This window comes from Cellulomonas alba, from assembly GCF_030362835.1.
Lineage (GTDB): Bacteria > Actinomycetota > Actinomycetes > Actinomycetales > Cellulomonadaceae > Cellulomonas > Cellulomonas alba.
The window spans coordinates 76,931-95,152 of the sequence record NZ_JAUCGQ010000001.1; the positions used below are offsets into that span (position 1 = coordinate 76,931).

Genomic DNA, 18,222 nt, shown 5'->3' on the forward strand with positions numbered 1-18,222 from the left:
ACCACGGCCCGCCGACGTCCCGGGACGCCGTCCCCAGGTCGGTCGTGCGGCTCAGCCGACGGCGGCCTGCAGGTCGGCCACCCGGTCGGTCCGCTCCCACGTGAACTGCGGGAGCTCGCGTCCGAAGTGCCCGTAGTTCGAGGTGCGCCGGTAGATCGGGCGCAGCAGGGCGAGGTCGCGGATGAGCGCCGCGGGCCGCAGGTCGAACACCTCGCGGATCGCGGCGGTGAGTCGCTCGACCGGGACGGTGCCCGTGCCGAACGTCTCGACGTACAGGCCGACCGGGTTCGCCTTGCCGATCGCGTACGCGACCTGGACCTCGCAGCGGCGCGCGAGGCCGGCTGCGACGACGTTCTTGGCGACCCATCGCATCGCGTACGCGCCCGACCGGTCGACCTTCGACGGGTCCTTGCCGGAGAACGCGCCGCCGCCGTGGCGCGCGATGCCGCCGTACGTGTCGACGATGATCTTGCGGCCCGTCAGGCCCGCGTCACCCTGCGGGCCCCCGATCACGAACGTGCCGGTCGGGTTCACGAGGAGCCGGAAGTCGGACGTGTCGAGCTGGACCTGCGCGAGCACCGGGGCGACGACGTGCTCCGCGATCGCGGGCCGCAGCTCGTGCTCGAGGTTCAGGTCAGGGTCGTGCTGCGTCGAGAGCACGAGCGTGTCGAGGCGGACCGCGCGCTCGCCCTCGTACCCGATGGTCACCTGCGTCTTGCCGTCCGGCCGCAGGCCGGGCACGACGCCCTCCTTGCGCACCTGCGCGAGGCGCTCGGACAGCCGGTGGGCGAGCCAGATCGGCAGCGGCAGCAGCGACGGCGTGTCGTCGGACGCGTAGCCGAACATCAGGCCCTGGTCGCCCGCGCCCTGCTGGTCGAGCGGGTCGAGGTCGGACGCGTCCTCGCGCACCTCGATGGCCTTGTCGACGCCGGCGGCGATGTCGGGCGACTGCTGACCGATCGACACGGAGACGCCGCACGAGTCGCCGTCGAACCCGATGTGCGACGACGTGTAGCCGATGCCGCGCACCACGTCGCGGACGACCTGAGGGATCTCGACGTACGCCTCGGTGGTCACCTCGCCGGCGACGTGGACCAGGCCCGTCGTCACCATCGTCTCGACCGCGACGCGGGCCTCGGGGTCCTGCTCGAGGATCGCGTCGAGGATGGCGTCCGAGATCTGGTCGCAGATCTTGTCGGGGTGCCCCTCGGTGACGGACTCCGAGGTGAACAGGCGCAGCGCGTCGGGCATGGCGTCCAGGGTATCCGCGGCCGGCGACGCTCAGCGCCGTGCGACGACCGCGTCCCAGATGGCGTGCGCCACGTCGAGCTTGGTGCCGTCGGCGCGCCCGACGACCTCGCCGGCACGGTCGAGCAGCGTGACGTCGTTCGTGTCCGTGCCGAACCCGACGCCGTGACCCACCGCGTTGACGACGAGCAGGTCGGCGCCCTTGCGCAGCGCCTTCGCGCGGCCGTGCTCGAGCACCGACCCCGTCGCGTCGCCGGTCTCGGCCGCGAACCCGACGACGAGCTGGCCCGGCAGCAGCGGCTCGTGCGCGAGCTCGGCCAGGATGTCGACGGTCTCGACCAGCTCGATCGCAGGCGTGACGCCGTCGGCGCGCTTCTTGATCTTGTCCGCCGCGGCGTGCGCCGGCGCGAAGTCGGCCACCGCTGCGGCCATGACGACCACGTCGGCGTCCTTGGCGGCCGCGCGGACCGCGTCGCGCAGCTGGGCGGTCGTCTCGACCGGGACGAGGTCGACGCCGGCGGGTGCGGCGACCGCCAGGTTGGCGCCGACCAGCGTGACCCGCGCACCGCGACGCGCGGCCGCCTGGGCGAGCGCGACCCCCTGGCGGCCGGACGAGCGGTTGCCGAGGAAGCGCACCGGATCGAGGGGCTCGCGCGTCCCGCCGGCCGACACCACGACGTGCCAGCCGTCGAGGTCGCGCTGCGAGCCGTCGACGAGCGCGAGCGCCGCGGCGGCGATCGTCTCCGGTTCGGGCAGCCGCCCGGGACCGGTGTCGGCGCCCGTGAGCCGGCCGGACTCCGGGTCGAGCACGTGGACGCCGCGCGCGCGGAGCGTCGCGACGTTCGCCGCGGTCGCCGGGTGCTGCCACATCTCGGTGTGCATGGCCGGCGCGAGCAGCACGGGAGCGCGCGTGACCAGCAGCGTCGCCGTCAGGAGGTCGTCCGCCTGGCCGGTCGCCGCGCGCGCCAGCAGGTCCGCCGTCGCAGGCGCCACGACCACGAGGTCGGCGCGCTGACCGATCTCGACGTGTGCGACGCGGTCGACGTCGTCGAACACGTCCGTCGTCACGGGCTGGCCCGACAGCGCCTCCCACGTCGGGCGGCCGACGAACTCGAGCGCCGCGCGCGTCGGCACGACGCGGACCTCGTGGCCCGCCTCGCGCAGAAGGCGCAGCAGCAGCACGGCCTTGTAGGCGGCGATGCCGCCGGCGACGCCGAGGACGATCCGCATGGGCGGAGGGTCAGCCCTCCGTGGCCTCGACGGTGAGCAGGCCACCGTCGATCTCGCGCATCGCGATCGAGAGCGGCTTCTCCTGCGGGCGGCTCTCGACGAGCGGCCCGACGTACTCGAGCAGGCCCTCGTTGAGCTGCGAGTAGTAGGCGTTGATCTGGCGCGCGCGCTTGGCCGAGTAGAGCACCAGGGCGTACTTGGAGTCCGCGCGCTCGAGCAGGTCGTCGATCGGCGGGTCGGTGATGCCCGTGGGGGCGGCGACGGTTCCAGCCACGTCAGTTCTCCGTACGTCGAGGGGGGATGACTGCCGCCATCCTACCCGGTGACCACGCCCATCACCTGGACCAGCTCGTCGGTGGCCCGGTGGACGTCGTCGTTCACGATCACGTGGTCGAACTCGGGCTCGGCCGCGAGCTCGACCCGCGCGGTGGCGAGACGGCGCTCGCGCTCCTCCGCGTCCTCGGTGCCGCGGCCCACGAGCCGACGCACGAGCTCGTCGAACGACGGCGGAGCGAGGAACACGAACCGCGCGTCGGGCATCGAGTCCCTGACCTGGCGAGCGCCCTGCAGGTCGATCTCCAGCAGGGCGGGCCGACCCGACGCGAGCTGAGCCTCGACCGGACCGCGCGGCGTGCCGTACCGGTTGCGGCCGTGCACGACCGCCCACTCGAGGAGCTCGCCGGCCGCGACCATCCGGTCGAACTCGTCGGGCGGGACGAAGTGGTAGTGCACGCCCTCGACCTCGCCCGGGCGCGGCGGTCGCGTCGTCACAGACACCGACAGCCAGACCTGCGGGTAGCGGGCACGGACGTCGGCGGAGACGGTCCCCTTGCCGACGGCGGTCGGTCCGGCGAGAACGGTCAGCCGGGCGGGCGTCGTCGTCATGGGTGGTGCAGGTCTCCTCGCGTCGGGCCGCCGTCCTGGCGACGGCGGACGACCGTCACCCGAAGCGCGAGACCAGGGCGTCCACCTGGTGCGGGCCGAGCCCGCGCACGCGGCGCGTCTCCGAGATGCCGATCTCGGACATGATCGCACGCGCCTTGACCTTGCCGACGCCGGGCAGCGACTCGAGCAGCGACACGACCTTGAGCTTGCCGATCGTCTCGTCGCTCTGCCCCTGGGCGATCACCTCGGAGAGCGAGCCCTGCGAGTACTTGAGGCGGTTCTTCACCTCGGCACGGGCCTGCCGAGCGGCGGCGGCCTTCTGGAGCGCGGCGGCTCGTTGTTCGGGAGTCAGCGGGGGAAGTGCCACGCGTGTCACCTTCTCGTCAGTGGGGCCGGCGATCCCGGTCGGGTGGCGGATCGTTGAACCGAACCTAGCGAGGGCCGTCGGGGTCGGCAACGCGTACGCGCGGCCCGGACCTGCGAGAACGGCGGCGGCGCGGACCGCGACGCCGGCGCGCCGGGGACACGCCGGAGGACGGCCCGAGCGCGGGCGGCGCCGGGCCGCGAGCGTGCGCGCCCTGACGGGGCGCACGAGACCCGCACGGACGGCCGACGCCGGGTGCGCGAGCTCGGGGCCCGGCACCCGGCGTCGAGCCGTGCGGAGGGTCAGCGCAGGGCCGCGGCTGCCTCGTGCGCAGCGGTCCGCGCGGCGGTCCTGAGCGCGGCCAAGTCCGGCCCCGCGCGCAGCACGCCCCGCGACGACGACGCGAGCACCTGGCGGCGCGCGGCGCCGAACACGGCGGCGAGCTCGCGCGGACCCGCGCCCTGCGCACCCACACCCGGTGCCAGCAGCGGGCCGTTCACGGCGGCGAGGTCGACGCCGGTGCGCGCGGCGGAGTCGCCGATCGTGGCGCCCACGACCAGGCCGATCGAGCCCAGCGGGTCGGCCCCGGCGTTCAGCGCGGCGGCACGGCCGGCCATCACAGCCGCGACGGAGACGCCGTCCTCGGTGCGGGCGTGCTGCACCTCGTGACCCTCCTTGTTGGAGGTCAGGCACAGCACGAACAGGCCGCGGCCCGACGCGAGCGCCGCGTCGACCGCCGGGTCGAGCGAGCCGAAGCCGAGGTACGGCGACACCGTGAGCGCGTCGCCCGCCAGCGGGGAGCCGTCGCGCAGGTACGCGTCGGCGTAGCCGTCCATCGTCGAGCCGATGTCGCCGCGCTTGGCGTCCACGATCACGAGCGTGCCCGTCTCGCGGCCCGCGGCGACGACCTCCTCGAGCACGGCGACGCCCGCCGAGCCGTGGCGCTCGAACAGCGCGGACTGCGGCTTGACGGCCGCGACGCGGCCCGCGACGGCGTCGAGCACCGTGAGCGCGAACGTGCGCAGACCGGCGGCGTCGTCCGTCAGGCCCCAGGCGTCGAGCAGCCCGACGTGCGGGTCGATGCCCACGCAGAGCGGTCCGTGCTCGTCCATCGCGGCGGCAAGGCGCGCCCCGAAGGGCGTCGCTCCCCCGGGCGTTGCCGCCCCGCTCGTCACGCGACCACCGCGGCCTCGCGCCGGGCCGCCGTCGCCGCGTCGTGCTCCTGCAGGCTCGTCACCGTGAACGGCCCTGCCTGCTGCGCCTCGATGGCCTGGACGGCCGCGCCGAGCTGCTGGACCGTCGTCACCATCGCCTTGTCGGCCGCGACCGTGGCCGCGCGGATCTCGTAGCCGTCGGCGCGCGCGCCCTGGCCCGACGGCGTGTTGACGATGAGGTCGACGTCGCCGGCGGTGATGAGGTCGACGATCGTCGGCTCGCCGTTCTCGCCGCGGCCCGCCGAGTGCTTGCGCACGACGGTCGAGCGGATGCCGCTGCGGTGCAGGACCGCGGAGGTGCCCTCGGTCGCGAGGATCTCGAACCCGAGCTCCGCGAGCCGCTTGACGGGGAACACGATCGAGCGCTTGTCGCGGTCGGCGACCGAGATGAACGCCTTGCCGCTCGTCGGGAGCCCGCCGAACGCCGCCTCCTGCGACTTGGCGAACGCCGTCGGGAAGTCGACGTCGAAGCCCATGACCTCGCCCGTCGAGCGCATCTCCGGGCCGAGCACGGTGTCGACGACCGTGCCCTGCGCCGTGCGGAACCGCTTGAACGGGAGCACCGCCTCCTTGACGGCGACCGGCTGGTCGAGGTCGACGACGCTCGCGTCGTTCGCGGGCAGCAGGCCCGAGGCGCGCAGGTCGGCGATCGAGCTGCCGGTCATCACGTGCGCCGCCGCCTTCGCGAGGGACACGCCCGTCGCCTTGGACACGAACGGGACGGTGCGCGACGCGCGCGGGTTCGCCTCGAGCACGTAGAGCACGTCGCTGACGAGCGCGAACTGGATGTTCAGCAGCCCGCGCACCCCGACGCCGCGCGCGATCGCCTCGGTCGAGAGCCGGATCCGCTCGAGCTCGGCCGTCGACAGCGTCACCGGCGGCAGCGCGCACGCCGAGTCGCCCGAGTGGATGCCCGCCTCCTCGATGTGCTCCATCACGCCGCCGAGGAACAGCTCGGTGCCGTCGAAGAGCGCGTCGACGTCGATCTCGATCGCGTCGTCGAGGAAGCGGTCGATGAGCAGCGGGGGCAGCGTGCCCGCGCGCCCGCCGTCGGCCGCGTTCGCGAGCGCGCGCTCGACGTACTCGGCGAGCTGGGTCTCGTCGTAGACGATCTCCATGCCGCGGCCGCCGAGCACGTACGACGGGCGCACCAGCACCGGGAAGCCGATGCGGCGGGCCGTCTCGCGCGCACCGGCGAGCGTCGTCGCGGTGCCGAACGCCGGGGCGGGCAGCCCCGCGGCCTCGAGCACCTTGCCGAACTCGCCGCGGTCCTCGGCGGCGTCGATCGCCGCGGGCGAGGTGCCCAGGATCGGCAGGCCCGCGTCCTGCAGGCGCTGCGCGAGCGAGAGCGGGGTCTGGCCGCCGAGCGTCACGATGACGCCCGCCACCGGACCGGCGGCGAGCTCCGCGTGGTAGACCTCGAGCACGTCCTCGAAGGTCAGCGGCTCGAAGTACAGCCGGTCGCTCGTGTCGTAGTCCGTCGACACCGTCTCGGGGTTGCAGTTGACCATGACGGTCTCGTACTCGCCCTTGAGCGTCAGTGCGGCGTGCACGCACGAGTAGTCGAACTCGATGCCCTGGCCGATGCGGTTCGGACCGGAGCCGAGGATGAGGATCGCGGGCCGCTCGCGCGGCGCGACCTCGGTCTCCTCGTCGTACGACGAGTAGTGGTACGGCGTCTGGGCCGCGAACTCGGCGGCGCAGGTGTCGACCGTCTTGTAGACCGGCCGGAGACCGACCGCGTGGCGGGCCGCACGGACGACGTCCTCGGTGGTGCCGCGGACCTGGGCGATCTGCGCGTCCGAGAGGCCGTGCCGCTTGGCGTGCGCGATGACCTCGCGCGTCAGCGCCGTCGCCGCGGCGGTCTCGGCGGCGACCTCGTTGATCAGCTGGACCTGGTCGAGGAACCAGGGGTCGATCTTGGTCCGCTCGAACACCGTCTCGAGCGGCACGCCGGCGCGGAGCACCTGCTGCACGTCGATCAGCCGGCCCTCGGTGGGCCGCGCGATCGACTCGACCAGCGCGTCGAGCGCGTCGCCCGACGCCGGCTCGCCGGCCCAGTGGAACACCGAGCCCTTCTTGTCGATCGAGCGCATCGCCTTGCCGAGCGCCTCGGTGAAGTTGCGGCCGAGCGCCATGGCCTCGCCGACGGACTTCATGGTCGTCGTCAGCGTGTCGTCGGCGGCCGGGAACTTCTCGAACGCGAACCGCGGCACCTTGACGACGACGTAGTCGAGCGTCGGCTCGAAGCTCGCCGGGGTCGAGCCCGTGATGTCGTTGGGGATCTCGTCGAGCGTGTAGCCGACCGCGAGCTTCGCGGCGATCTTCGCGATCGGGAAGCCGGTCGCCTTGGACGCGAGCGCCGACGACCGGGACACGCGCGGGTTCATCTCGATGACGATGATCCGGCCCGTGTCCGGGTGGACCGCGAACTGGATGTTGCAGCCGCCGGTGTCGACGCCGACCTCGCGGATGACCGCGATGCCGATGTCGCGCAGCCGCTGGTACTCGCGGTCGGTGAGCGTCAGGGCGGGCGCCACGGTCACCGAGTCGCCCGTGTGGACGCCGACCGGGTCGACGTTCTCGATCGAGCACACGACCACGACGTTGTCGTGCTTGTCGCGCATCAGCTCGAGCTCGTACTCCTTCCAGCCGAGGATCGACTCCTCGAGGAGCACCTCGGTGACCGGCGAGTAGTGCAGGCCCTGGCCGACGATGCGGCGCAGGTCCTCCTCGTCGTAGGCGATGCCCGAGCCGAGGCCGCCCATCGTGAACGACGGGCGCACGACCATCGGGTAGCCGAGCTCGTCGACGGCCGCGAGGGCCTCGTCGATCTCGTGCACGATGACGGAGCGCGCGCTCTCGCCGCCGCAGACCTCGACGACCTGCTTGAACTGCTCGCGGTCCTCGCCCTTCTGGATCGCCGGGATGTTCGCGCCGATGAGCTCGACGTCGTACTTCTCGAGCACGCCGGCCTCGTCGAGCGCGATCGCCGCGTTGAGGGCCGTCTGGCCGCCCAGCGTCGGAAGGATCGCGTCGGGGCGCTCCTTGGCGATGATGCTGGTGAGCACCTCGGTGGTGATCGGCTCGACGTAGGTCGCGTCGGCGAACTCCGGGTCGGTCATGATCGTCGCCGGGTTCGAGTTCACGAGGACGACCCGCAGGCCCTCCTCCTTGAGCACGCGGCACGCCTGGGTGCCGGAGTAGTCGAACTCGCAGGCCTGGCCGATGACGATCGGGCCGGAGCCGATGACGAGGACGCTGGAGATGTCGGTGCGGCGAGGCATCAGGCGGCGCCCTTCTGGTTCTCGTTCATGAGGTCGAGGAAGCGGTCGAACAGATAGGCGGCGTCGTGCGGGCCGGCCGCGGCCTCGGGGTGGTACTGCACCGAGAACGCGGGCAGGTCGAGCGCCTCGAGGCCCTCGACGACGTCGTCGTTGAGGTCGACGTGGCTGACCACCACGCGCCCGTAGCGGCCGCCGTCGTGCGGCGCGACGGTGTCCCCGTCGAGCGGCGCGTCGACCGCGAAGCCGTGGTTGTGCGCCGTGATCTCGACCTTGCCGGTGCGGCGGTCGATCACCGGCTGGTTGACGCCGCGGTGGCCGTAGCCGAGCTTGTACGTGCCGAACCCGAGCGCGCGGCCGAGCAGCTGGTTGCCGTAGCAGATCCCGAAGAACGGGATCCTGCGGTCGAGGACGTCGCGCAGCAGGTCGATCTCGTGCGTGGCGGCGGCCGGGTCGCCGGGTCCGTTCGAGAAGAAGACCCCGTCGGGGCTCGTCGCGAGCACGTCGTCGATCGTGGCGGTCGCGGGCAGGACGTGGACGCGGATGCCTCGCTCGGCCATCCGGTGCGGGGTCATCGCCTTGATGCCGAGGTCGACGGCCGCGACGGTCGCGACCGGCTCGTCGAGCGGCGCGCCGTCGGGGCCGAGCGGCTCGACGACGTACGCCTCGTCGGTCGAGACCTCGCCCGCCAGGTCGGCGCCGACCATCGCCGGGGCGGCCTGCACGCGCCCGAGCAGCTCGTGGGCGTCTGCCAGCGCGTCGCCCGAGAAGATCCCGGCGCGCATCACGCCGCGCTCGCGCAGGTGGCGCGTCAGCGCGCGCGTGTCGATGCCGCTGATGCCGACGACCTCCTGCGCGGCGAGCTCGTCGTCCAGCGACCGGCGCGAGCGCCAGTTGGACGGCACGCGCGCGGGGTCGCGCACCACGTAGCCGGCGACCCAGATGCGGCCCGACTCGGGGTCCTCGTCGTTGACGCCCGTGTTGCCGATGTGCGGCGCGGTCATCACGACGATCTGGCGGTGGTAGCTCGGGTCGGTGAGCGTCTCCTGGTAGCCGGTCATGCCGGTGTTGAAGACGATCTCGCCGAGCGCCTCGCCGACCTTGCCATAGGCCCGGCCGGTGAACGTGCGGCCGTCCTCGAGGACGAGCACTGCCTCGCTCATGCGTTCTCCTCCCGCCCGGCGGTGCCGGGCTCGATCAGGGCGGACGCCGCGGCGACCAGAAGGTCGCGGTCGGCGGCGTGCCGCGTGCGCAGGCCGGTGTCCAGCCCGCGCTCGTCGTTCGGGTCAGCGGCCCAGGTGAGGACCACGAGGCCCTCACGGCCGACGAACTTGCCGGCCATGCCGGGTGCGGTCGACGCGGCGCGCAGCGCGCTCGCCGGGACGAAGACGCCCGGCTCGCCGACGCGGTCGATGCGCACGCCCGCGTCGAAGACCTGCACCGTCGCGCGCCCGCGCACGCCGAGGCCGTCGGCCGCGACGCGGTCGAGCCAGTCGCCCGACCGGGTGGTCGTCACGTACTGCGCCTCGAGCGCGTCGGTGCGCGCTAGGCCGAGATCGGCCGGGGCGGCGGGCAGCGCGGTCGGCACGGCGTCGGCGCTGCGTCGTCGTCGGGCGGCCCAGCCGCGCCACATGCCCCAGCAGGCGAGCAGGACCACAGCCGCCAGCACGACGACCGAGAGCCACATGCGAGGCGTCACGCGACCACCTGCGACTCGTCGACCGGAGCGCCGTCGAGCACCGTGGCGCGCCCGCGCAGGAACGTCGCGACGACGCGACCGTGCAGCTCGCGGCCGCGGAACGGCGAGTTCGTCGACTTCGTGGCCTGCTCCTCGGGGACGACCGTGCGGCGCGCGGCCGGGTCGACCAGCACGAGGTTGGCCGGCTCCCCCACCGCGACGGGGCGACCGTGGTCGGCGACCCGGCCGATGCGCGCGGGGTTCGTCGAGAGCACCCGGGCGACGTCTGCCCACGTCATCCGACCGGTGTCCACCATGGTCTCCTGCACGACCGAGAGCGCGGTCTCGAGGCCCGTCATGCCGAACGCGGCCGCGGCCCACTCGCAGTCCTTGTCCTCGCGCGTGTGCGGCGCGTGGTCGGTGGCGACGATGTCGATCGTGCCGTCCTCGAGGCCCGCGCGGACCGCGTCGACGTCGGCCTGCGTGCGCAGCGGAGGGTTCACCTTGAACACCGGGTCGTAGCCGCGGGCCTCCTCGTCGGTGAGGACGAGGTGGTGCGGCGTCGCCTCGGCGGTGACGTCGATGCCGCGCGACTTGGCCCAGCGGACGATCTCGACGGACCCGGCTGTGGAGAGGTGGCAGACGTGCAGGCGCGAGCCGACGTGCTCGGCGAGCAGCACGTCGCGCGCGATGATCGCCTCCTCCGCCACGGCCGGCCAGCCCGCCAGACCCAGCTCGGCGGAGACGACGCCCTCGTGCATCTGGGCGCCCTCGGTGAGCCGCGGCTCCTGCGCGTGCTGCGCGACGACGCCGTCGAACGCCTTCACGTACTCGAGCGCGCGGCGCATGACGACCGGGTCGTGCACGCACCTGCCGTCGTCGGAGAAGACGCGGACCTGTGCCTGCGAGTCGGCCATCGCCCCGAGCTCGGCGAGCCGCTCGCCCTCGAGCCCGACGGTGACGGCGCCGACCGGGTGCACGTCGACCCAGCCGGCCTCGCGGCCGAGCCGCCAGACCTGCTCGACGACGCCCGCCGTGTCCTGCGTCGGGCTCGTGTTCGCCATGGCGTGCACCGCGGTGAAGCCGCCGAGCGCCGCGGCGCGCGTGCCGGTACGGATGGTCTCGGCGTCCTCGCGGCCCGGCTCGCGCAGGTGCGTGTGCAGGTCCACCAGGCCCGGCAGCAGGACGAGGCCCGCGCCGTCGATCGTCACGGCGTCGTCGTTCGCCCGGGCGCGCGCGTCGGCACCGAGCGCGGCGATCCGGCCGTCCGCGAGCAGCACGTCGGTCGCGGCCTCGCCCAGCGGCGAGACGTCCGTCAGGAGGTAGTCGGTCACGCGTCGGCCCTCTCGTTCGTGGCCGGCGCGCCGCCGGCGAGCAGCAGGTACAGCACCGCCATGCGCACGGCGACGCCGTTGGCCACCTGCTCGACGATCACGGCGCGCGGCGAGTCCGCCGCGTCCGCGGAGATCTCCAGGCCGCGGTTCATCGGGCCCGGGTGCAGCACGATGGCGTGGTCCGGCAGTGCCGCCAGACGCCGCGCGTCCAGGCCGTAGCCGCGGGTGTACTCGAGCGGGCTCGGGAAGAAGCCGCCGCCCGCGCTCGACATCCGCTCGCGCTGGACGCGGAGCATCATCACGGCGTCCGGCTTCTCGTCGGCGATCACCTCGTCGAGGTGGTAGCTGACGCGCGCCGTCCAGGCCCCGACGCCCACCGGGACGAGCGTCGGCGGGCCGACGAGGGTGACCTCCGCGCCGAGCGTGTGCAGCAGCTGGACGTTCGAGCGCGCGACGCGGCTGTGCAGCACGTCGCCGACGATGGCGACCTTGAGCCCCTCGAGGTCCCGGCCGGTCACGTCGGAGCGCCCGCCGTCGCCGACGAGGTGCCGGCGCAGCGTGTACGCGTCGAGCAGCGCCTGCGTCGGGTGCTGGTGCGTCCCGTCGCCCGCGTTGACGACCGCGCCGTGCGTCCAGCCCGAGGTCGCGAGCGTGTGCGGCGCACCGCTCGCCTGGTGCCGGATGACGACGGCGTCGGCGCCCATGGCCTGCAGCGTGAGCGCGGTGTCCTTGAGCGACTCGCCCTTCGAGACGCTCGAGCCCTTCGCCGAGAAGTTGATGACGTCGGCGGACAGGCGCTTCGCCGCGGTCTCGAACGAGATCCGGGTGCGCGTCGAGTCCTCGAAGAAGAGGTTGACCACCGTGCGGCCGCGCAGCGTGGGGAGCTTCTTGATCTCCCGCTCCTGCGTCGCCGCCATCTGCGCGGCGGTGTCGAGGATCGTGACCGCCTCGGCCGGCGTGAGGTCCCCGGCGGAGAGCAGGTGCCTCATCGGGTGCCTCCCTCGATCAGGACGGCATCGCGTCCGTCGGTCTCGTCGAGCAGCACGCGCACCCGCTCGGTCGTCGAGGTCGGCAGGTTCTTGCCCACGTAGTCCGCGCGGATCGGCAGCTCGCGGTGGCCACGGTCGACGAGCGCCGCGAGCTGCACCGCGCGAGGACGGCCGAGGTCGCTGATCGCGTCGAGCGCCGCGCGGATGGTGCGGCCCGAGAACAGCACGTCGTCGACCAGCACGACGACCCGTCCGTCGATGCCGTCGCCGGGCACGCGTGTCGTCCCGATCGGGCGGGTCGGGTGCTGCGCGAGGTCGTCGCGGTGCATCGTCACGTCGAGCGAGCCCACGAGCCCGGCTGCGGACAGCCCGGGCTCGACCGCGACGAGGCGCTCGGCGAGGCGGCGGGCCAGCGGCAGGCCGCGCGTCGGGATGCCGAGCAGCACGAGATCCGCGCCGCCCTTGTTGCGCTCGAGGATCTCGTGCGCGATGCGGGTCAGGGCCCGGGCGATCTCGGGGGGACCGAGGACGAGGTTGCCGTCCTCGGCGGGTCCACCGGTGGTGGACGTGGACGTGCCCATGCACGCGCCTCCTTCCCCGCCTCACAGGACGGGCCTTAAAGGATGCTGACGAGCCACGATCCTACCCGGCGGGCCCCCCACGGCCGCGGCGACGCCCGATCCGTGGGCACACGCCCCGGGTGGTCTTCGTCACCCCACCGGGCCGGGGTCCACCACGGAGGCGAGCACCTCGACGAGCAGCGGCCGGACGACGTCCGCCGGCAGCGCCTCGAGCGTCGCCATCACGCCCGCGAGCTCGTCGGGCAGCCCGGCCGTCAGCACGCGCTCCGCGAGGGCCGGGTCCGGCAGCGGCGCGGGCAGACCGCGGACGTCGTCGGCCGCGGCGGACAGCGCGGCGGCGAGGTCGTCGGCGATCCCGGCCGACACCGCGGTGAGCGTGAGGTGCGCGGTCCGCGGCAGGCGCGAGCCGTCGGGCTGGACGAGCCCGGGCTGGGCCTGCGCCACCCACCCCCGCGCCCGCAGCGCGTCGACGAGCCGGAACGGGTCGACCGAGTCGGGACCGTCGTCCGCCGCCAGCGCGAGCAGCGGGCCGACCGGCGAGCCCACCACGTGCAGCCCGGCGATCTCCCCCGCGGCGGCGCGCACGGCATCGGTGGCGCGCCGCGCGTCGCCGGCCAACCCGGCGAGCCCCGGCTCGCCGAGCGCGCGGAGCAGCGCCCACGCCGCGGCCATGGCACCGACCCCGCGCGACCCGAGCGCCGTGGGGTTCACCACCGGGTACCCCGGCCACGCGGTCGTCGCGAAGTACTGCGCCCGGTGCGCCGCGCGGCCGCGGTACAGCACGACCGACGCACCCTTCGGCGCGTACCCGTACTTGTGGAGGTCCGCCGAGATCGACGTGACGCCGGGCACCGCGAGGTCCCACGGGGGGAGGTCGCCCCACCAGGGCAGCACCCAGCCGCCGATGCATGCGTCGACGTGGCACGGCACGCCGGCGTCCGCGGCGGCGGCGGCGACCTCGGCGACCGGGTCGAGCGCGCCGAACGGGTAGCTCGGTGCGCTCACGACGACGAGCGCGGTGTCGTCGGTCAGCTCGGCTGCCATCGCAGCGGCGTCCGCGCGACCGGTCACCGGGTCGACCGCGACCTCGACGACGTCGAGGTCCAGGTAGTGCGCGGCCTTGCGGAACGCGGGGTGCGCCGTCGTCGCGAGCACGAGGCGCGGGTGCGCGCGCTCGCGGCCCGGCCCGGCGGCTCGCCATGTGTCGCGGGCCGACTTGACCGCGAGCAGGCACGACTCCGTACCCCCCGAGGTCACCGAGCCGACCACCTCGCCGTCGCCGTGCAGCACGTCGCGCGCGAACGCCACGACGTCGCGCTCGAGCACCGCGGCCGAGCCGAACGTGGTCGGGTCGAGGCCGTTGACCGGCAGGAACAGCCGCACCGCCTCCGCGGCGAGCTGGTCGAGGTCGGGCCGGCCGGGGTCGTACACGTACGACAGGACGCGGCCACCGTGCGTCGGAGGGTCGGCGGCGCGGAGCTGGGCGAGCCGCGCGAGCACGGCGTCGACGGGTTGCGGCTGGTGGTCGGTCACGGCCGGACCTCCTCGTGGTCGTCGACGACGGCCGCCGTCAGCGGGTAGCGCAGGATCGGCACCAGGCTGGCGGCGACGAGCACGGCGGGCAGCACGGAGAACGCCACCACGATGCCGGTGAGGGCCGCTGCCGGCTGTGGGACCGCGTCGGTGCCCGTGTGCGACACGAAGCCCGTCAGAGCGAGCAGCCCGAGCACGAGCGCCGGCCCGAGCGCGAGCCCCGCGGTCTCGCCCGCGGTCCACACGCCGCCCAGGACGCCGGCGCGGTCGGCCCCGCGCTCGCGCGCGTCGACGGCGACGACGTCCGGCAGCATCGCGAGCGGGTAGAGCTGCATGCCCGCGTACGCGACGCCGGCCAGCGCCACCGAGACGTACACCCACCCGCCCGGCGCCCAGCGCGCGGGCAGCAGCGACAGCGCGGCGACCGCGAACAGGGTCGACGCCCCGAGCAGCGCGGTGCGCTTGCCCACGCGGCGCGCGAGCCGCGTGGCGACCGGCATGACGACGAGCGCGGGGGCGACGAGCGCGACGAACAGGAACGTCACCGCGCTCTCGTCGCCGAGCGTGTACGTCGCGACGTACTGCGCACCGGCGAGCATCCCGCCCGTGGCGAGCGCCTGGAGCACGAACGCGGCGAGCAGCACGCGGAACGGGCGGCTCTCGCGCAGCACCGCGAACCCCTGCCGCCACGCGTCGGCCGCCGAGCTCTCCCCCTCCGCCGCCGTCTCCGGCGCGCGGTCCTCGACGGCCGCGCGCCGTGGCGCGCCCCACCACGCGCCGAGCATGCCGAGACCGATCGCCACGCCGGCCACTACGCCCATCACGGCATACCCGGCCCGGCCGCCGCCCACCGCGTCCCGCACGAGCGGTCCGCCGGCGCCGAACGCCAGGATGGCCACCGCCAGGACCGCGATCCGCGGCGCGAGCAGCCGGGTGCGCAGCTCGTACCGCGGGGCGATCTCGGCCGGCAGCGCGATGTACGGCACCTGGAACACCGCGTACGCGGTCGCGGCGAGCAGGAACGTCCCGACGACCCAAGCGGCCGCCCCGCCACCCGACAGGGCGCGCGGCGTCGCGAACACGAGCGCGAACAGCAGCGGCAGCGTCGCGGCGCCGGCCAGCAGGAACGGCCGCCGGCTCCCGCGTCGCGCCGCCGACGCGTCGGACCGCGCGCCGACGAACGGGTTCACGAGCACGTCCCAGATCTTCGGCATCGTGACGACGAGCCCCGCGGCACCCGCCGCGACGCCCAGCGTGTCGGTCAGGTAGTACGCCAGCACGAGGCCGGGCAGGGTGCCGAAGCCGCCCGTGGCGACCGAGCCGAGCGCGTAGCCCGTCACGGTCCGGCGGGACAGCGCGCGGGGCGGTGCCGCGGGTGACGTCGTCGTCATGGCCGCCGATGATCGTCCTCACCGGCCCCTGCGCCCAAACCGACGCGCCAGCGGGCGCCCGGCGGTCCCCGTGACGCGGCGAGTCATCCCAGCCACAGCACGCATCACCCGAATGCCGCATCACGGTCGGGTGGGGGTGCGCCGATGACCCTGACGTGCTGGGAAACGTGCCGACCTGGGTGACGCTCGCCCAGCTCGTGGCAGCCGGTTTCGTGGGCGGCTTCTGCGTGCTGCAGTGGGTGTGGTGGCGCGGTGAGCTGCGCCCCGCGGGCGCCGCGTGGGCGATCGCCTGGTCGATCGACATGACCCTCCTGCTGCTCGCGGCCGCGCTCTTCGCGTACACCGAGCCGGGCGCGCTGCGCGAGGCGCTCGTGTTCGCGCACTCGCTGCTGGTCGGCGCGTTCCTCGTCATCTCGATCCCCGCGACGCGTGCGTTCGGCGGCGGGCCTCGCGTCGCACCGTGGATCGCCGCCGTGGGCACGGTGCTCGTGGTCCGCGCCGCCCTCTGGTGGACGCCGCTCATGCCCGGCGAGCGCGACGAGCCCGCCACGTTCTCCGGCTGTCTGCTGCTGGCCGCGGCGGCCGTCGTCGTCGGCTACGTGATCGCGGCGATGGGTCGCATGCGGCTGTCCCGGTTCGGCGTGCTCGTGGTCGTCGCTCTCACGGAGTCGCTCGGCGTGTTCGCCGCGGCTCTGTTCGTCCAGAACAGCGCGGTCGGCCCGATCCTCGGCGGGCTGTGGGCGATCCCCCTCGCGCTGGCGCTCGAGATCATCGCGCTGCGTACCCTGCGGCGCGCGCAGGACCGCTCGACGCTCCAGCACCGCATGCGCGACGCGCTCGCACACATCTCGAACACCGCGTGGTTCGTCAAGGACGCGGAGTCGCTGCTCGTGGCGGCGCGCGACGAGGCCCGGCAGGTCCTCGGGGACGACACGATCGAGGCGTCGCTGCGCCCGATCGCCCGCGGGCGGTTCGTCTGCGAGATGTTCTCGGGCGACGGCCCGCCGGCCGACCCGCTGCAGCGCACGTTCGTCGTGGACCTGGCGCAGGTCGTCTCGGCCGCGGCCGAGCGGTACGCGCTCACGCAGCGCCTGCACGACACCGCGTACGCCGACACGCTGACCCGCCTGCCCAACCGTCGCGCCGTCGAGCAGCACCTCACCGACCTCCTCGACCGGGCGAACGTCGAGCGCACGCGCGTGTCGCTCGTCTACTGCGACCTCGACGCGTTCAAGCGGGTCAACGACCTGCACGGCCACGCGGCCGGCGACTCGCTGCTCGTCCGCGTCGCCGACTACCTCCGCTCGTTCGCCGCGCACGACGACGACGTGTTCGTGGGCCGCCTCGGCGGAGACGAGTTCGTGCTCGTCGTGGCCCGCGCGCCGCAGGACGCCGAGCTCGTCGGGCTGGCCCGCTCGCTGCGCGAGGGGTTCGTCGACCGCACGTTCGACAGCCACCCCGCCCGGCTCACGGTCGGCGTCGCGACGTGGGTGCCGGGCGACATCGTCGACGTCGACGCGCTCGTGCGGCACGCCGACACGGCGATGCTCGAGGCGAAGCGGTCGCGCGCCGGCTTCCGCGTGTTCGACCGCGCGTTGCGCCGCCGCGTCGAGGCCGACCGGCACCGTCGCGCCGAGCTCGAGTCGGCCGTCGAGAACGGCGCGTTCGTCGCGCACTTCCAGCCCGTGGTCGACGCCCGGACGCTCGAGATCGTCGAGGTCGAGGCTCTCGCCCGCTGGGACCACCACGGCAACCTGCTGATGCCGTCGGAGTGGCTCGAGCTCGCCGAGGAGACCGGCCTGATCGTGCCCATCGGACTCGAGGTGCTGCGCCAGGGCCGGCGCGCGCTCGAGCGGTTCCAGATGCCGGTGGCCGTCAACGTCGCCGCCCGCCAGCTCGCGGAGCCGGACGCGCTCGCCCAGATCGAGACCGCGTGGGGCGACGTGTTCTGGGAGCACCTGACGCTCGAGATCACCGAGAGCGCGCTCGTGCGGACGACGCACGCCATCCCGGTGCTGTCCGAGCTGCGCGCGCGGGGCGTGCGGATCGCGGTCGACGACTTCGGCACGGGCTACAGCTCGCTCGCCCGGCTGTCGCGGCTCCCGGTCGACGTGCTCAAGATCGACCGCTCCTTCGTGCGCGACATCGCGACCGAGCGCGGACGCGGCGTGATCCGCGCGATCGTCGCGCTCGCGCAGACCCACGGGCTCGACGTCGTGGCCGAAGGCGTCGAGCACGCGTCCGACCTGACGACGCTCGTCGAGCTCGGCGTGCGGCGCGCGCAGGGCAACTTCCTGGGCCGCGCGCAGGCGGGTCTGCCCGTCCGGGGGCCACGCCCGGTCGTCGAGTCGGTGCGCGCGCTGCGCAGCGTGCCGACGCCGTCCTCCCCGCGGGACGACCGCCGGGTCGTGCTGCCGCGTCGCGTCTGACGCCACCTCTCCCGACGAACGACGAGGGCGGGACGACGGATGCTGCCGTCGTCCCGCCCTCG

Annotated in this window: 15 protein-coding genes; 1 reads left to right on the forward strand and 14 read right to left on the reverse strand. The window is 74.3% G+C overall.

Features of this window, described 5'->3' with window-relative positions; genetic code table 11:
- Positions 1-51 precede the first annotated feature (51 nt).
- The 14 genes from metK to QRT04_RS00465 form a co-directional block, all read right to left on the reverse strand.
- Positions 52-1,251 carry a methionine adenosyltransferase gene (gene metK / locus QRT04_RS00400; protein WP_289452904.1) on the reverse strand — a complete coding sequence of 400 codons (1,200 nt, stop codon included), beginning with the start codon at positions 1,249-1,251 and terminating at the stop codon, positions 52-54.
- 30 nt (positions 1,252-1,281) lie between these two features.
- A complete protein-coding gene (coaBC, locus tag QRT04_RS00405; protein WP_289452905.1) occupies positions 1,282-2,478 on the reverse strand; it encodes a bifunctional phosphopantothenoylcysteine decarboxylase/phosphopantothenate--cysteine ligase CoaBC in 1,197 nt (398 codons plus the stop codon).
- Positions 2,479-2,488: 10 nt separating this feature from the next.
- Positions 2,489-2,752, reverse strand: a complete 264-nt coding sequence (gene rpoZ / locus QRT04_RS00410; RefSeq protein ID WP_289452906.1) for a DNA-directed RNA polymerase subunit omega — start codon at positions 2,750-2,752, stop codon at positions 2,489-2,491.
- 41 nt (positions 2,753-2,793) lie between these two features.
- Positions 2,794-3,363 (reverse strand): guanylate kinase, encoded by a 570-nt coding sequence (gene gmk / locus QRT04_RS00415; protein ID WP_289452907.1) that lies wholly within the window; start codon positions 3,361-3,363, stop codon positions 2,794-2,796.
- Between the two features lie 55 nt (positions 3,364-3,418).
- Positions 3,419-3,730: an integration host factor, actinobacterial type gene (mihF, locus tag QRT04_RS00420; RefSeq protein ID WP_289452908.1), complete on the reverse strand. Its 312-nt coding sequence runs from the start codon at positions 3,728-3,730 to the stop codon at positions 3,419-3,421.
- 299 nt (positions 3,731-4,029) lie between these two features.
- Positions 4,030-4,902 (reverse strand): orotidine-5'-phosphate decarboxylase, encoded by an 873-nt coding sequence (gene pyrF, locus QRT04_RS00425; protein WP_289452909.1) that lies wholly within the window; start codon positions 4,900-4,902, stop codon positions 4,030-4,032.
- Positions 4,899-8,228: a carbamoyl-phosphate synthase large subunit gene (gene carB, locus QRT04_RS00430; protein ID WP_289452910.1), complete on the reverse strand. Its 3,330-nt coding sequence runs from the start codon at positions 8,226-8,228 to the stop codon at positions 4,899-4,901. The genes pyrF and carB overlap by 4 nt, the downstream gene beginning before the upstream one ends.
- Positions 8,228-9,388, reverse strand: coding sequence for a glutamine-hydrolyzing carbamoyl-phosphate synthase small subunit (gene carA / locus QRT04_RS00435; protein ID WP_289452911.1), 1,161 nt, complete (start codon positions 9,386-9,388; stop codon positions 8,228-8,230). The genes carB and carA overlap by 1 nt, the downstream gene beginning before the upstream one ends.
- Positions 9,385-9,924: a PH-like domain-containing protein gene (locus QRT04_RS00440; protein WP_289452912.1), complete on the reverse strand. Its 540-nt coding sequence runs from the start codon at positions 9,922-9,924 to the stop codon at positions 9,385-9,387. The genes carA and QRT04_RS00440 overlap by 4 nt, the downstream gene beginning before the upstream one ends.
- Positions 9,921-11,237 carry a dihydroorotase gene (locus tag QRT04_RS00445; RefSeq protein ID WP_289452913.1) on the reverse strand — a complete coding sequence of 439 codons (1,317 nt, stop codon included), beginning with the start codon at positions 11,235-11,237 and terminating at the stop codon, positions 9,921-9,923. The genes QRT04_RS00440 and QRT04_RS00445 overlap by 4 nt, the downstream gene beginning before the upstream one ends.
- Positions 11,234-12,226 (reverse strand): aspartate carbamoyltransferase catalytic subunit, encoded by a 993-nt coding sequence (locus QRT04_RS00450; protein WP_289452914.1) that lies wholly within the window; start codon positions 12,224-12,226, stop codon positions 11,234-11,236. Before QRT04_RS00450 ends, QRT04_RS00445 begins: the two co-directional genes overlap by 4 nt.
- Positions 12,223-12,807, reverse strand: a complete 585-nt coding sequence (gene pyrR / locus QRT04_RS00455) for a bifunctional pyr operon transcriptional regulator/uracil phosphoribosyltransferase PyrR (RefSeq protein ID WP_289452915.1) — start codon at positions 12,805-12,807, stop codon at positions 12,223-12,225. The genes QRT04_RS00450 and pyrR overlap by 4 nt, the downstream gene beginning before the upstream one ends.
- 129 nt (positions 12,808-12,936) lie before the next feature.
- A complete protein-coding gene (locus QRT04_RS00460) occupies positions 12,937-14,340 on the reverse strand; it encodes a pyridoxal phosphate-dependent decarboxylase family protein (RefSeq protein WP_289452916.1) in 1,404 nt (467 codons plus the stop codon).
- Positions 14,337-15,731, reverse strand: a complete 1,395-nt coding sequence (locus QRT04_RS00465) for an MFS transporter (protein WP_289452917.1) — start codon at positions 15,729-15,731, stop codon at positions 14,337-14,339. Before QRT04_RS00465 ends, QRT04_RS00460 begins: the two co-directional genes overlap by 4 nt.
- Before the next feature lie 167 nt (positions 15,732-15,898).
- Here QRT04_RS00465 and QRT04_RS00470 point away from each other — a divergent pair, with 167 nt between their 5' ends.
- Entirely contained in the window at positions 15,899-18,160 is a 2,262-nt protein-coding gene (locus QRT04_RS00470) for a putative bifunctional diguanylate cyclase/phosphodiesterase (RefSeq protein ID WP_289452918.1), read from the forward strand.
- Positions 18,161-18,222: the final 62 nt, after the last annotated feature.